Genomic DNA, 14,147 nt, shown 5'->3' with positions numbered 1-14,147 from the left:
CTATGATCGTAGATAAAGGCTGGAAATACCATACAAGTGTAACGAGACAACGTTGGAGCATCGCGACGACGACCCTTTAGGGTGAGACGCAGTCGAATCTAGAAATACTTTATCCTTTAAACCATTGCCAAGTTTGATTCAAACTTGGGTCATAACGGGGATACAAGGGAACTCGCTCCTTCTTTTGCAAAGAATCCGCTCAAACAACCTTGATCCTGAACCGTTATTCCTTGAGATACGTATTTGAACTACTTTAAAAGCCACCCCTACTTTTAGGCATATTTACCGAATATCTTAACGCTTATCATATCGTAGGTCGTATAAACGCAGTGCCATACGACATAACCAAGATAGCTAGAATTCAAATGTCGGATGGCGTTCCTTATCCGACCTACCGCGATGTATAACTATATGCATGGATTAGGTTACGTACAGCCCATGCAATTCTGGTTTGATGAAAAAACTAATCAAGAAGTTGGTGGTACTCGGGTAAAGCCGGACTTTATTGCGCAGGCGTTGGCGTAGGGATTTAATAACGACTGCTGACTGTTTAGATGGCACCCCCTACCTTTTAGGCACTTTTTATCCAACTTGTATTACATGTATATTATGCGCATAATATACATGTAATACACATGCAACCATGGGAGTCTAATTTATGAATATCACTTTAGGTAAAGAGTTCGAACGAAGAATCACTGAAAAAGTATCAGAAGGCTTATACACCTCTTCAAGTGAAGTAATCCGCGATGGATTGAGATTATTATTTGAAAAAGATGATATCAAAGATCAACAATATAAGATTTTAAGAGAAGAAGTCAGTAAGGGCTTTGATCAATTAGCTTCTGGTAAATTATTAGATAGTAATGTAATGGATATTTTTGAAAAAGCCTCACTCTCGTTGGCTAACAATTCATTAGCTAAAGGCAAAGACCATCAAATATAAGTTATCCCCTTTAGCTGAAGAAGATTTATTCAAAATAATCACCACGACTATAGAATTATGGGGTAATGAACAGGCGAAAATATACGCTCAAAGTATCGAAGCAGCACTATTAAAGCTTGCTCAATATCCTGATGTCGGCCGTGAAAGAAATGAAATCTATAAAGATGCTAAGAGCTTTCCTGTAGAAAAACATATCGTATTTTATCAAGCCAGTGAAAACGGAATCGAAGTTGCTAGAATTCTCCATCAAAGAATGGACCCATCAAAACATTTATAATTTTTTTTATAACACACCCCCACCTTTTAGCCGGTTTTTCATTTTTCGATTGGAAAAAATGAGTGTGAAAATCGTAGGCATAAAAAAGCCCCAACACTAAAGCGTTAGGGCTTGTTGTAACTTTTTTTTAACTAAATAATCAATCTGGAATTAATCTTCCTGAGAACGATCACTTAGCAATAAGCGATAAGCTAACGCACCAAGGATTGCACCAACCATAGGCGCTACCCAGAATACCCAGAGCTGAGAAATTGCCGTCATATCCATAGAGATCAATGCAGGACCCGTACTACGTGCAGGGTTAACTGACGTGTTTGATACAGGGATAGAAATCAGGTGAATAAGCGTTAAACACAAACCAATCGCTATAGGCGCAAAACCTGCAGGAGCACGACCCTTGATCGTACCGCCGCTTCTTGTTGTATCACCAGTATCAGTAGCCCCCATAATAACCATCAACAATGCAGCCGTCATCACAACTTCAGTAGCAATAACAGCCATCAAGTTAAAGCCACCTGGGGAAGCCTCACCATAACCATTAGACGCCAAATTACCAATTGCTGCTGTACCATCTGGCCCGTTGGCTAGGATAAACGCTAAAAGCGCAGAAGCAGCACATGCTCCAGCAACTTGCACAACAATGTAAGGTATCAGATCTGCTTTTCCAAAACGCCCACCAATCCATAAACCGATAGAGATAGCAGGATTAAAATGTCCGCCAGAAATGTGGCCTACCGCATAAGCCATTGTTAGCACAGTTAAACCAAATGCTAATGAAACACCCATAAAGCCAATTCCAAGCTCAGGAAAGGCTGCTGCAAACTTAGCACTACCAACACCTCCTAGAACCAACCAAAACGTACCGAAGAACTCAGCAAAAAGCCTATTATGTAAATGCATAAAATAAATCCCCATTAATTGAATATCAAATAATATTAAGAAGTGACAATGATCATTTTAGATATTGACCACCATGGTCTTAAGTATATTTAGCACTCAAGTTAGTTCATTTAATCAAAATACATTTCAATATAATTCAATAACTTAAACTATATTTTCACCCTCATATTTAATCAGACATTCATTCAAAAAAGGTGATATGCCATTCTATAACTCAGTTCAAGCTATCTTTGTAACTTGTGAAAATACTAAGTGAGCTTAAGAAACAAAGTCACAGCTGCGCTGCGGCTGACTATTTGGATTTGAGACTTGGTGGACTTCCTAACTTCAGCCCAACCTACGAGCTGACCCCTTTAATTTTCTTAAAGGGTACTGGTAATTTTAATGACGCTTAAACCGCTATTTTTAGTACTCAGGTGCTAATATGGAATTTTAAAGGCTGTTTTATAAATATGAGGATCAAATATCCTACTGCTTCTTACTGCGTATTCCACAAATAGTTATATTAATCTTAAAATAAGTAATGCAGCCTCAATTTCTAATTTGCCCAACAAATAACCTAAAAACATCGATAAAGCCTTGCACATCCTTTTACCAATTATCGTATAGAGAACCGCTATGAGCATCAGTATTCGAATTGAAAACCATATAGCATACGTAGCGTTAGATCGTGCTGACAAACGTAATGCAATTAGCTTTGATATGTTAAAACAACTACTAAAAGCCGCTAAATCTATACGTGCAAACCGTGATGTGCGTGCCATTATTATTCACGGTAATGGCAGCTCATTTAGTTCAGGTATTGACCTTTCTGACCTAAACAATACAAGCAACCGCTTGTTTGCAGCTTGGCAACTTATTAAGCCAGGGCAAAGCTTATTTCAAAAAGCATTTTTAACGTGGCAAAAAATACCCGTACCGGTAATAGCAGTAATGCACGGTCACTGCTTAGGTGCTGGTATGCAGCTGGCATTAGCTGCCGACATACGCATCAGTAGCGCTGACTGCCAATGCGCTATTATGGAAGCACGTTGGGGGCTGGTGCCCGACATGGGTATTACCCAAACCCTTAAAGGTTTAGTACCTATAGACATAGCAAAAGAACTAACATTTAGCGCCCGAGTTATATCCGGCGAAACCGCACACACATTGGGGCTAGTAACCCATATAAGCGACACACCTTTAGAGGCCGCCACAACACTGGCAAATGAATTTATAAACCGTTCACCCGACAGCCTAGCTGCTAGTAAAAGAGTATTAAATGCAATGGTATTTAATAGCAAACGTAGCGCCATACGCCTAGAAAAAATAAGTCAGCTAAAGTTAGTAATGGGCAAGAATAGTACGCTGGCACGTAAGAAAGATAAAAATCCAGATGTAGAGTTTATTAACCGTCAGCGCTAAATTTATGTGATATTACGTTTTTGCTATTTAAATGAAGCATTCTGTCCTGTAGCAAAAACAGGAATATCATCGTAGCATCGCTCAAATTTAATACCGCTTTCAGTTTCGGCTTTCAATATCACTTTCCACTCAATACCATTAGAAGATAAAGGCGGAGACGAAATTGATTTGTCATCAGGAATTTCGAAATAAAATCTAAGTTGCCAGCCATATTCGCCCATCTCCCAATCAAAATTTTCCGCCTGATACCATATATTTCTTTCACTGGAGTCACCGTCATCATGGTGTATCTTGCGCACGCTTTGCACTTCAATTTGGGTATTTTTAGGCGGTGCTGTGAAACGTTTATCGACATAAATCACACCACCAAGCTGACCTCCAATCGAGCCCGGAAAAGGGTCCAAAGACAATGGCATTAACCCCGTTTGACGATAACTTCTTATCATCTCAATAGATTTATAAAGAAGATAAATACCAACAGCTATAAAGGGCAATAAAACGATTACGTAAAACCAACTCTCTTTAATGGCGGCAAAGAAACTGCCTATAATAAGAAAATTCCAGATAAGTGCTAAACCTAAACCAGCAAAGTTAGCCGTTCTTTGGTTGTCCTTTTTGATTGGATCTAACCACTCTGCGTATTCAGTCCAAGGCTTCTCAGGGTCATTGTTAACTAACTTATTGCCAGCATTACGATACTTCCAAACAAAATACATCCCACAAAAACCAATGCCGCCGAAAACCACCACGAAAAAGAGGTAAAAAAACAAAACACCATAACGAAAGCTGCGATCAATTATTGCTTGACTAGGTTCGTTGGGGTTGACCCACACAGTCATCGGTTTATTGCCAACACGTGATAACTTTTGTCGCATGTCTTTATGGTAAGAACCAATATTATCACTGCCGCGATTGATCCCAACGCGCTTACCAATATACTTATGATTATTATAATGGTACTCATAGCTGGCTTTAACCTTGTAATTAAAGCTGCCCTCGCCGTTGTGACTATAGGCAATACTGTGATCGATCAAACTTGCTTGCACTGGCTGCCAAGACTGTATCTTTACCCAATCAACAATCATCGGCATGGAATTAAAAGCAAACATACGCACACCAACTGCGGCAAAAATTCCAAAAAAGATTAATCCAAAATATTTTCCCATGTACGAATTTCCGTTAATTTATTTTTATGTTTGTATTCTAAATCCAATTAGAGATGAATACCGAGTGTCATTTTGAAAACGATAAATTCATGGGTATCCTAGTTACTGTTAGACTGACTGTTGCTAATTTTTGTTATGTACAAAAAAGCCTCATACGATGATGAGGCTTTACGAAGACGAAAGCTTGGGTGCCCTTTTTATTTTGATATTTTCTTTCTTTTAAGGGTATTGAATTTAAGAGGCACTGCCCACCTTTCACCTTAAAGCGTAAACCTTTAACTAATGGCGCGTTCCAGGAAATCTAATCTATCTTGACCCCAATACAACTCATCTTCTAATTGGTAAGTGGGTGAACCGACAACGCCAGCTTCTAAGGCTTCTTTTGTGGTGTTTGCATAGGCATTTGCCCATTGCTCATCTCTCGCACTCTCTAGCAAGTTCGAACCTTCTAGCCCGACACTATCTGCGATAGCAATTAAGGTCGCTTCATCCGCTATATTCTTCTCTTGTTCCCACACTGCTTTAAGTATCGCATCAGATAATTTACCCGCATCTGGGTTTGCAGAAGCACCACCTGCTGCCAATACCATTTGAGCCGCTAATGTTTGGTCAACAGGGAAATGTGCAGGTGTAAAATTCATCGGCAAATCTAATAAACCAGACCAGCGTTTTAACTCATCCATACGCATTTTTTGTAGTGAAGGATGGCGTTTACCCGGTGGCAACACATCTAACTCGGAAAATACATCCATAACAGATATAGGTAAGTAATTAACAGTAAGATCATGCTTGGCTGCAAGCGCATTAAAACGCTCAATCGCTAAATAGCTAAAGGGTGAAATTAAAAAGTGGTAATAATTAACAGTTTTACTCATGTAAAAATCTCGTTTGAATGGATCGATTCGATGTAAGGGAAAAATGATCGTTTAGTGTAGTTTATTCTTATAACTTTAGTATAAATAACTACATTCTTAAAAGGAAATACCCCCCCCCTACTAATGAATGATATTTATGCGGCTGCGCCTACCCTGCGGGTAAGCATTAAACAACTATGCTTTTGTCTCGATAAATATCGGCTCGTTTTTGTGTTTTAAACACGTAAATAGAATTTATGCTTTGCGAGGCACTTTTTTAAGAATAAACAGCTATTTCTTATTGATATAATTATGGGTGCCCCATTTATTATGAGTGAATAAATGCAGGTTATGAAAAGTTTCTTTTGAAATATCGATACGGGGTTTCTAATCAATTAAAAAAGACACCTTTAGATCGTCCATTACCTAGTTGTTAATCACTCATCAAGAAAAATTCGCCCCGAATTTAAAATGCCTTTTGGATCCATTGTTTTTTTCAAAACACGCATAAGTTCTAATTCCTCGGAACTTCGACATAGTGGTAGATACTCACGTTTACTCATCCCAATCCCATGTTCTGCCGTGACTGTTCCATCAAACTGGTGCACCACTTCATATACCGTGTCATAAATAGGCTTCACATCTGCGGGATCGCCCGTCCAGGTAATAAAGTGCAGATTACCATCAGCAATATGCCCCAACGGCAAGTTATTAATGTTAGAAAAACGCGCCTGTAATGCGTTATCGGTCGCAGCCACAAAGTCTTCCATACTACTGATAGGCAAGCCTACATCAAAAGTGGCAAAACCATTCAGGCCAGCCATCAGATCAGCAACCCCATCACGGATAGCCCAAAAGGCATCGCTGTCTTTAAGGCTTGAAGCAACTAGCGCATCGCTGACTAGCCCATCTTCCATTTTGTCAAATAATGCTTGATGGAATTGATCTTGAGTACAACCTTCGGCTTCTAATAACACATAAATGGCATGTTGTTCATCAAAAGGTTGCCGCACCTGTTCATTGACTTCACAGATAGCATTGACGTAGTTCTGCCACATCACTTCAAAAGAAGTCACACCGGGTATTTCGGCCATAATTTCCCGTAAAAAAGTGGTAGTAGATGCAAAATCAGGTAAAGCACAAAGCGCTGTTTGCTGTGTTTTTTTAGCGGGATAGAGACGTAATACTAATTCCGTAATCACCCCTAAGGTGCCTTCAGAACCAATGAATAAGTGCTTTAGGTCGTATCCAGCATTATTCTTAATCATTTTGTTCATCGAGCGCATCACTGTGCCATTGGCTAACACAACTTCCATTCCTAGTACCAGCGCCCTTGCTGAACCAAAACGAACCACTTGGTTGCCTCCCGCATTGGTCGCGACATTACCACCGATCTGACAAGAACCACGTGCACCTAGGTCGAGAGGAAAGCGTAAACCGACATCCTCTGCTGCTTGTTGAATTACCTGTAGTGGCGTGCCGGCCTTAACTGTCATAGTCATACCTTCACAATCTAATTCGGTAATGCCATTTATTCGTTCTAGCGACAAGGCTATTTCACCTACCAACGGTGTAGCACCACTACTCAAGCCAGTCATACCTCCCTGAGTAACGACAGCAAGGCCTTGCTCATTACAATAATTTAATGCTTTGCTCAGTGCTGTACTATCTTCCGGACGTAGTACTAGCGACGGTGCACAGGGATTTACACCGCCCCAATCAACATGATAGCGAACGTCGATAGCATCGGTGTTAATAACACTGCGAGAATCCAAGATTTCTGTTAGAGCGACATAATGGTTTTGCATGCTTTATCTCCACATCATTTTTATGTAAAAGTTTTAGTTAACTTGGGATGTGCCAGTTAACAATTCTACTCAGTTTGGGTGCGATCCTGATCAGCGTCTACACTATCCCCCGCCCATCTTGCAGCAAGGTGCAACAAAATAATGATCATCGCCAATGGCACTGAGATCGAAATCCAAACCATTGGAATACCTAGTGTGTCGGCAGTCAGGCCATACTGTCTTGCCAGATAGCCTTTTGCAAACCCACCTTTCAGACCTACGAAACAGAAATACACCACAGGCAAAATAAAGGTCAGAATGGCAGCACTTTGGATGGCTTCGGCACAAACACCCAAGAAATGTGGGCGTTTTGGAAAAACACTCTGGACAAGAATTGCGTCCTCTCGTACTTTGAACGATAGTGTTGCACCGAGCAATCCGGCCCAAACCATTGCGTAACGAGCAACATCTTCAGTCCATACAGGTGGCGATGAAAATATATAACGCGCAACTATTTGAATCATCATAGTAATAAACATCAGGCAAACAGCCAATACAGCCATCCTGCGCGCAAATAAATGCACATTATTGCTGATAGTGATTAACATCTGTCTCATGACAGGCCTCTTTTGCTAAGTTGACGAATGGTATTCATCATTACTGATAGTGCGTAAGTCAAAAGCTTCACTACATTCAGAATAAATATCTGTATGTAGTGAATAAAACCACCAGCACTGGAGAAAAATGACGGATAGGCCATACACTGCAAAGATAATAGAAACAACTATTAGCGATTCTCTTCAGACAATTTCAACCAAAGCGCCATGTTTTCCTTTGTCATCAAGTCTGATTCGTACACAGGCTTAGATGCTTTACGAAAAACATCACGTTGCTCTGCACTGAGTCGCTGCACTGTCACTCCATTTTCTTCTAACGCAGCCAAACCTTTAACAGAGGCTTCAGCCAACCATTCGCGGGTAGCCTTATCTGCAGTTTTCACCGCTGCATCTACCGCACCACGGTCGGCATCTGACAAGCCGTCATACCAGCCTTTTGAAGCAATAACTGCTCTCAGCGGCCAGATCACACCTGCATCGGAAAAGTTTTTTACAAAATCTGTCTGACCAAACATAACTGGGATAAAAGGTGAGTTAAGATAGCCATCAATCACGCCAGTTTGAAGACCTGCAGGTACCTCACCCCATGGAACAACGGTGCCGCTAGAACCCCAAGCTTTGTACATGGCAATTTGTGCATCATCCAGGGCACGCATACGAAGTTTTGACATGTCAGCTGGTGAGCGCACCACAGCTTTAGTAGTGATGATGCCTGATGATGGCCCAAGTGGTGCCAATGCCAATAAAATCGCATCTTGTTTAGCAAGGTTAGCATTCACTTTTTCAAACACTTTGCCCTCAGCCAGGGTTCTATCCATGTGTGAGATATCGTTGAATATATAAGGGAGTCTTACACCATAAATGAATGGATCGACCTGCGCTACAGCTCGGACATCAGACAGTGAAACTTCGAGCAAGCCAGTAGACACCTGGTCAAACTTCTCGGCCTCTTTGCCAACAGACCCTCGTGGCATTTCACGTACTTCCATGCCTGCCTCTTTCAATGCATTACCAAACGAATGAGCCCAGTTGTATGAGCCAGATGTTTCCAAATCAGGCTTACTATCCAGTGCGATCTTGACCTCAGCACTCGCTGATGTTGCAATTACCATCAAGGTAGCCATTGTTAGTGATATTAATTTCATAAATTCCTCCTTAGGATATTTAATTGACGGAAAAACCGAACAGACTCGGTAAAGTAAGACTAATTGCTGGGAAATAAATCAAAGCCAACAGTAATAGCACCTGAACGGAAATAAAAGGCAGCGTGGCACGGGCCAAGCGCCAATAATTAAGAGATGATAGAGCCGAAACTACCACTAGGCACTTGCCCAATGGTGGAGTTATCAGTCCTATACACAAATTAAAGCAGAGAACGATACCTAGATGAATCGGGCTTATCCCTTGCTCCAACGCTTGCGGAGCAAACAACGGAATGAGTAAAGTAAGTGCGACCGGTGTATCCATGAACATACCAGCAATGAGAAAGATCAGTGACAAGAAGAACAAGTATTCTGTACCGACCAAGCCAAATTTAGCAACCCATGCCGCCAATGCACTTGACCAACCCATTTGCCCTGCAAGGTAGCCCAACACTGATATAGCTGCCAGAATAATAAAGATGGTTCCTGTCATTCGTGCTGTTGCTTCCAACGCATCAAAGACCATTTTAAAGCTCAAACCCTTGTAAAACTGACCTGCAATAAGCGCGAATAGCACTGCAATAGCAGAGCCTTCTGTGGGCGTAGCTAGCCCGAACAATAACGACCCCAGAATCACTACAGGCAAACACAGAGCGGGTAGCGCACGGAGTAGACTAGGCCAGAAACGTGGTAAATCATCAGATTTTCCACCCGGATGCCCCTTCCACACAGCAATCACCGCATTCAGTAGCATCAAGGCCACAGCCAACATTAATCCAGGGATAATGCCAGCTGCAAAAAGCGCTGCTACAGAAGCACCGGTGAGTCCCCCATATATAATCATAATAATCGATGGAGGAATAATCGGCCCTATCATTGACGAGGCTGCGGTAATGGCACCAGCATAATAGGGATCATAGCCTCGTGCTTTCATTTCAGGCACAAATATCCGTGACAAGGCAGCACTGTCGGCAATTGCAGACCCTGAAATACCAGCAAAGAACACACTGGTTAAGATATTTACATGGCCCAAGCCACCACGAAAACGTCCAACAATCGACATTGCAAATTCAATCAAGCTTCGTGTTACACCGGCACGACTCATAATTTCTGCAGTCAGAATAAACAATGGCATCGCCATAAAGGCAAAAACATCCAGTTGGGCAAATATACGTTGCGGTAATATTGATAAAAATTCAGACTTACCTAGCGCCACAAAGCTTACAACCGACACCGCACCCATCAGGTATGCAAACGCCGTTCCGCTGATCAATAAAACAATAAAAACAACAGGGATGAGCCACATATTTTTTTCCTGTTACACAACAGTTTGCATTGGCGACGAGGTCGAATGCGAAACACCATTAATAATCGGAGGATGCGTTACAATAGAACGCAAGTCTGGGTTTGATACGGCAATATTATCTAAATCGGGCGTCGGTCTGGCTGTCTCTGGCATCTGATTAAAGAAAGCCTCGACAGCACAAGCAGCTGACAATAATTGCTCATCACCACGTAAGGCGCCAAGCATTTGCAAACCGAACGGCATTCCATGTGCATCACATCCACTGGGCACAGTAATAGATGGCCCACCCATTAGTGATCCTCGATAGGCTAACGCCAACCAACGGTAATAATTATCCATCGCTTGCCCATCTATTTCTGTAGGATGTGATTGCGTCCAAGGAAAAGGCGACACCGGTGAAGTGGGTAACAGAATCACATCGAAATCTTGCATCAGTAGATTAAATTTACGTAGAATTCGTGTTTGTTCGCTATGTGCCCAGGCTCTATCGCTCAACGTCATTTGCTTTCCCATCTCAACGTTACTAATAATATGCGTCCCGAAGTTATCTGGGTTTTTCTCAACGGCTTTGCCAAAACCTGCGACAAAACTCTCTGCACGTAAGATGTCAAAAGTACGATCCATTTGCCCCAGGTTTAGGTCAGCAGGTAAACATGATTTGACGTGAGGTTTTAACAAATCCACCCGTGAGTGGAAAGTTCTGCGTATCTCAGCGTCTACCGGTGCACCTCCAAAGCTCTCGCTTACACCAACCCGAAGATCACTTAGTTTGGTCAAAGGTAAATTGTTAAACCGCTCAGGATTAGCAGGGCTAGACAAGGGATCATTAAGGTCATGTCCCTGGCAGACCCTCAACATCAGCAACAGATCATCCATCGTTCTAGCCATAGGACCTAATACCGAAATGCCGGACCAGCCCAATGGTCGAGTCGGATGAGCAATAACATCAACAGAAGGTCGATAACCAACAACGCCACATAAAGCAGCAGGAAGACGCAATGATCCACCTGTGTCAGAGCCGGTACACAATGGCAATAGATTAGCAGCCAGCGCAGCCGCCGAACCACCTGACGATCCTCCCGCGATTAGATTGGGATTAAACGGATTACCAGTCGCACCCCAAACCGGATTGCGACTGTTGCCACCAGCACCCAGTTCGGGCACATTGGTTTTTGCCAATATAATTGCGCCAGCTGCACGCAACCGCGCAACGAGTGGCAAATCCTGATCTGGAACTCGGGCGCGAGCTATAACACTACCGTGAGTGGTCAGTAGATCATGGGTATCCTGAATATCTTTCACACCAATAGGCAATCCATCGAGCGCTCCAGCCGGAGTCCCAGCTTGCCAGCGGCGGCTTGCCTGTGCAGCAAGGGGAACGGCACGTTCAGCATCAATGACTGTCAGGGCGTTTATAGAGGGATTAGTCTGTGAGATATGCGCAAGACAACTAGCCAGATAGTCACTAGGGGTCAATGAACGCTCTTTAAATGCCTTAAGCACGTCAGTTGCAGATAGCGTAAGAAGCGGCGACTTAATCATTGACGAGCCTGGTTGACGTTATAAAACCTATGCATGAATGCAGTTGTGTTTTTAGTTACCCACACGATCTTATTCTTAATTAAAAATAACACTTATCGCCTCCCAAACAATACTTTTAGTTATATTAGATGAAAAATATGTGCATTGATAATGAATATACGTACTAAAACATTAACCAAATGGAATGGTTTTTATTTCCTCCGTTGCCTGTTCCAAACACTTTAAAAAAAACGACAAAGCGCTATTAGTTGTTGTTTGTCTCTCTCTCCAGAAACAACGGGTTTCCGACAAAAATCCATGCGTATCAAGCGGCAACGAAACAATCTCACCCCGACTAGCATAGACTTGTGCAAGACTTTGCGGCAACAGTCCCACAGCAGGCATGACATTCATCATTTCCAGATTCAAGGTCAGCGACAATGATGCTATGGTATTGCAGGGAGGAGTCAGACTGTTTTCGGCAAACAAGGAATCTACCGCACGACGCGCGACGGAATTCGCTGGTGGTAAAATCCATGGAAATTTCACAACATCTGACCAGGCTAACTCATTCCTACGGGCAAGTGGGTTTTTCCTTCCCACCACCACAACCAAAGGTTCAGAATAAAGTTTTTTTTGTACAATTCCGGGCATTTCCTGAGGTTGCCAGATGCGGGCAATCAGTAAATCAAGCGCACCACTTTCAAGCTCTGGGTAGAGTCCAACAAAATGCCCCTGAGTGACAGAGACCGCAGCATAGGGGGTGTTTTTCTTGAACAGGGCAATCGTGCTAGGCAACAAAATCGGAGCCACTGAACTAACCACACCAAGTGACACAGATCCCGAAACGCCACTGGCCATAGCATCCACATCAAAAGCAGCCCGGTCTAGTTGATTTAAAACCTTTTTCGCGTGTTCTGCCAAACGTGCGCCGATGTCAGTCAGATAAAGCCGGTTACGATCGCGCGTTATCACAGGAACCCCGACAATACGTTCAAGTTCGGCTATTTGCTTGGATACAGCAGGTTGCGATACATTTAGCATTTCTGAGACTCGCGCAACCAATTTCAAGTCAGCCAAAGCGGCAATAACACGCAAATGGCGTATGGTTATAGCTCTATTGAATTCTTCGCCTTTAATAAACTTTCTCCTACTTTTCAGAATAACACCGGTTTTGCAATATCACGAACCTCAGCGTCATCAGCTCACTCAAACTATAGCAGTAAGCTAACTCTCGTGTCGGTAGCGAATAACTAGGGCAGAGTAATATTTAAATGACACCCCCCTACTTTTAGGCATATTTACCAGATTTCTTAACGCTAATCATATCGTAGGTCGTATAAAAACACTTCCACACGACATAACCATTATGGCTCGAATTTAAATTAAGAATTTGCTATACGAAAATTCAATTACCTATATATCGCTATTGGCAGAAGTAATTTAATAAACTTACAACAATTGAATAAATCCATACTTAAAAATCAACTGCTATAATAAAAACAGAGAAACTTCTTTATACGCTAGTTTTACACGCTAGTTTTACACGCTAGTAATTACACAGCTTTATTCAGTGATTCCTTACCTATTCGAAAATGAACAATGAGGTAGCATTATTATGAACAGATGGTTACTAACACTCTCGATATTTCTACTCAGCTTCACAACTGCATTGGCACATCATGGTTGGCGCTGGACATCAGACACCAATGTTGAAGTCATAGGCGTAATCGAATCTGCTACACTCGGCAACCCGCATGGAGTCCTCATATTAGATGTCGAAGGTCAAAAATGGACAGCTGAAGTCGGTCAGCCTTGGCGAAATCAACGCGCAGGTCTTACAGACGAAATGATGTCAAAAGGCACCGAAATAACCATTGACGGACAACGCTCTGCCGACCCGAAAGAATTACGAGTAAAAGCAGAACGTATCATCATCGATGGCAAACGCTATGTTCTATATCCCGAACGCAACTAACGCAACAAGCATTGATACTAGAAACAGCCGAGTTGATCCAGCAAAGTGAACTCGCACAACTATTACGCAATTCGCTATGGCTCTATCCCCTAGTCAATACCGGACATATATTAGGGATCATATTATTAGTCGGTTCAACCCTGGCAATCGACTGCCGCATATTAGGCTTGTGGACTAGAGTCAAATTACAATCGGTCGCAACCGTATTTCAAACACTCGCCATAACAGGGCTAATCCTGACAGCACTAT

At 42.3% G+C, this 14,147-nt stretch carries 14 protein-coding genes; 5 read left to right on the top strand and 9 right to left on the bottom strand.

Annotated elements, in window-relative coordinates; all coding sequences use genetic code 11:
* Positions 1 to 372 precede the first annotated feature (372 nt).
* From Q1A31_RS09890 to Q1A31_RS20980, 3 genes are all read left to right on the top strand, one after another.
* Positions 373 to 525 (top strand): hypothetical protein, encoded by a 153-nt coding sequence (locus Q1A31_RS09890; RefSeq protein ID WP_299875875.1) that lies wholly within the window; start codon positions 373 to 375, stop codon positions 523 to 525.
* A 133-nt stretch (positions 526 to 658) separates the two neighbouring features.
* Positions 659 to 946 carry a type II toxin-antitoxin system ParD family antitoxin gene (locus tag Q1A31_RS09885; RefSeq protein WP_299875873.1) on the top strand — a complete coding sequence of 96 codons (288 nt, stop codon included), beginning with the start codon at positions 659 to 661 and terminating at the stop codon, positions 944 to 946.
* On the top strand, positions 936 to 1,223 hold the full coding sequence (locus Q1A31_RS20980; protein WP_366943001.1) for a type II toxin-antitoxin system RelE/ParE family toxin: 288 nt from the start codon (positions 936 to 938) through the stop codon (positions 1,221 to 1,223). Before Q1A31_RS09885 ends, Q1A31_RS20980 begins: the two co-directional genes overlap by 11 nt.
* Before the next feature lie 150 nt (positions 1,224 to 1,373).
* On the opposite strand, the gene aqpZ is transcribed toward Q1A31_RS20980, so the two are convergent.
* Positions 1,374 to 2,123: an aquaporin Z gene (aqpZ, locus tag Q1A31_RS09880; protein WP_299875871.1), complete on the bottom strand. Its 750-nt coding sequence runs from the start codon at positions 2,121 to 2,123 to the stop codon at positions 1,374 to 1,376.
* Positions 2,124 to 2,741: 618 nt separating this feature from the next.
* Here aqpZ and Q1A31_RS09875 point away from each other — a divergent pair.
* Positions 2,742 to 3,527, top strand: a complete 786-nt coding sequence (locus Q1A31_RS09875; protein WP_299875869.1) for a crotonase/enoyl-CoA hydratase family protein — start codon at positions 2,742 to 2,744, stop codon at positions 3,525 to 3,527.
* A 23-nt stretch (positions 3,528 to 3,550) separates the two neighbouring features.
* On the opposite strand, the gene Q1A31_RS09870 is transcribed toward Q1A31_RS09875, so the two are convergent.
* The 8 genes from Q1A31_RS09870 to Q1A31_RS09835 all read right to left on the bottom strand — a co-directional run bounded on the left by Q1A31_RS09870 (position 3,551) and on the right by Q1A31_RS09835 (position 13,018).
* Positions 3,551 to 4,693, bottom strand: a complete 1,143-nt coding sequence (locus tag Q1A31_RS09870) for a DUF3592 domain-containing protein (RefSeq protein WP_299875867.1) — start codon at positions 4,691 to 4,693, stop codon at positions 3,551 to 3,553.
* A 275-nt stretch (positions 4,694 to 4,968) separates the two neighbouring features.
* Entirely contained in the window at positions 4,969 to 5,568 is a 600-nt protein-coding gene (locus tag Q1A31_RS09865; RefSeq protein WP_299875865.1) for a 2-hydroxychromene-2-carboxylate isomerase, read from the bottom strand.
* Positions 5,569 to 5,984: 416 nt separating this feature from the next.
* On the bottom strand, positions 5,985 to 7,355 hold the full coding sequence (locus Q1A31_RS09860) for an FAD-binding oxidoreductase (protein WP_299875863.1): 1,371 nt from the start codon (positions 7,353 to 7,355) through the stop codon (positions 5,985 to 5,987).
* Positions 7,356 to 7,420: 65 nt separating this feature from the next.
* A complete protein-coding gene (locus Q1A31_RS09855; RefSeq protein WP_299875861.1) occupies positions 7,421 to 7,951 on the bottom strand; it encodes a TRAP transporter small permease in 531 nt (176 codons plus the stop codon).
* A gap of 170 nt (positions 7,952 to 8,121) precedes the next feature.
* The gene (locus tag Q1A31_RS09850) at positions 8,122 to 9,096 is read right to left on the bottom strand and encodes a TRAP transporter substrate-binding protein (RefSeq protein ID WP_299875859.1); all 975 of its coding nucleotides are present in this window, start codon (positions 9,094 to 9,096) and stop codon (positions 8,122 to 8,124) included.
* A gap of 19 nt (positions 9,097 to 9,115) precedes the next feature.
* Positions 9,116 to 10,399: a TRAP transporter large permease gene (locus Q1A31_RS09845; protein WP_299875857.1), complete on the bottom strand. Its 1,284-nt coding sequence runs from the start codon at positions 10,397 to 10,399 to the stop codon at positions 9,116 to 9,118.
* Between the two features lie 12 nt (positions 10,400 to 10,411).
* Positions 10,412 to 11,941 (bottom strand): amidase, encoded by a 1,530-nt coding sequence (locus Q1A31_RS09840; RefSeq protein ID WP_299875855.1) that lies wholly within the window; start codon positions 11,939 to 11,941, stop codon positions 10,412 to 10,414.
* Positions 11,942 to 12,112: 171 nt separating this feature from the next.
* Positions 12,113 to 13,018 carry a LysR substrate-binding domain-containing protein gene (locus tag Q1A31_RS09835; protein WP_299875853.1) on the bottom strand — a complete coding sequence of 302 codons (906 nt, stop codon included), beginning with the start codon at positions 13,016 to 13,018 and terminating at the stop codon, positions 12,113 to 12,115.
* 520 nt (positions 13,019 to 13,538) lie between these two features.
* On the opposite strand from Q1A31_RS09835, the gene Q1A31_RS09830 reads away from it, so the two are divergent.
* Positions 13,539 to 13,898: a DUF6152 family protein gene (locus Q1A31_RS09830; RefSeq protein WP_299875851.1), complete on the top strand. Its 360-nt coding sequence runs from the start codon at positions 13,539 to 13,541 to the stop codon at positions 13,896 to 13,898.
* Positions 13,899 to 14,147: the final 249 nt, after the last annotated feature.

Origin of the sequence: uncultured Cocleimonas sp., from assembly GCF_947495625.1 — a bacterium.
Lineage (GTDB): Bacteria > Pseudomonadota > Gammaproteobacteria > Thiotrichales > Thiotrichaceae > Cocleimonas.
Note: the sequence above shows the minus strand (reverse complement) of the source record. Positions and strands in the feature narration are given on the sequence as shown.

What these genes read in the sequence shown, in the direction of transcription:
- Q1A31_RS09890 (WP_299875875.1), top strand. Translation starts at nt 373, where the DNA reads ATGGCGTTCCTTATCCGACCTACCGCGATGTATAACTATATGCATGGA.
- Q1A31_RS09885 (WP_299875873.1), top strand. Translation starts at nt 659, where the DNA reads ATGAATATCACTTTAGGTAAAGAGTTCGAACGAAGAATCACTGAAAAA.
- aqpZ (WP_299875871.1), bottom strand. Translation starts at nt 2,123, where the DNA reads ATGCATTTACATAATAGGCTTTTTGCTGAGTTCTTCGGTACGTTTTGG.
- Q1A31_RS09875 (WP_299875869.1), top strand. Translation starts at nt 2,742, where the DNA reads ATGAGCATCAGTATTCGAATTGAAAACCATATAGCATACGTAGCGTTA.
- Q1A31_RS09870 (WP_299875867.1), bottom strand. Translation starts at nt 4,693, where the DNA reads ATGGGAAAATATTTTGGATTAATCTTTTTTGGAATTTTTGCCGCAGTT.
- Q1A31_RS09865 (WP_299875865.1), bottom strand. Translation starts at nt 5,568, where the DNA reads ATGAGTAAAACTGTTAATTATTACCACTTTTTAATTTCACCCTTTAGC.
- Q1A31_RS09860 (WP_299875863.1), bottom strand. Translation starts at nt 7,355, where the DNA reads ATGCAAAACCATTATGTCGCTCTAACAGAAATCTTGGATTCTCGCAGT.
- Q1A31_RS09855 (WP_299875861.1), bottom strand. Translation starts at nt 7,951, where the DNA reads ATGAGACAGATGTTAATCACTATCAGCAATAATGTGCATTTATTTGCG.
- Q1A31_RS09850 (WP_299875859.1), bottom strand. Translation starts at nt 9,096, where the DNA reads ATGAAATTAATATCACTAACAATGGCTACCTTGATGGTAATTGCAACA.
- Q1A31_RS09845 (WP_299875857.1), bottom strand. Translation starts at nt 10,399, where the DNA reads ATGTGGCTCATCCCTGTTGTTTTTATTGTTTTATTGATCAGCGGAACG.
- Q1A31_RS09840 (WP_299875855.1), bottom strand. Translation starts at nt 11,941, where the DNA reads ATGATTAAGTCGCCGCTTCTTACGCTATCTGCAACTGACGTGCTTAAG.
- Q1A31_RS09830 (WP_299875851.1), top strand. Translation starts at nt 13,539, where the DNA reads ATGAACAGATGGTTACTAACACTCTCGATATTTCTACTCAGCTTCACA.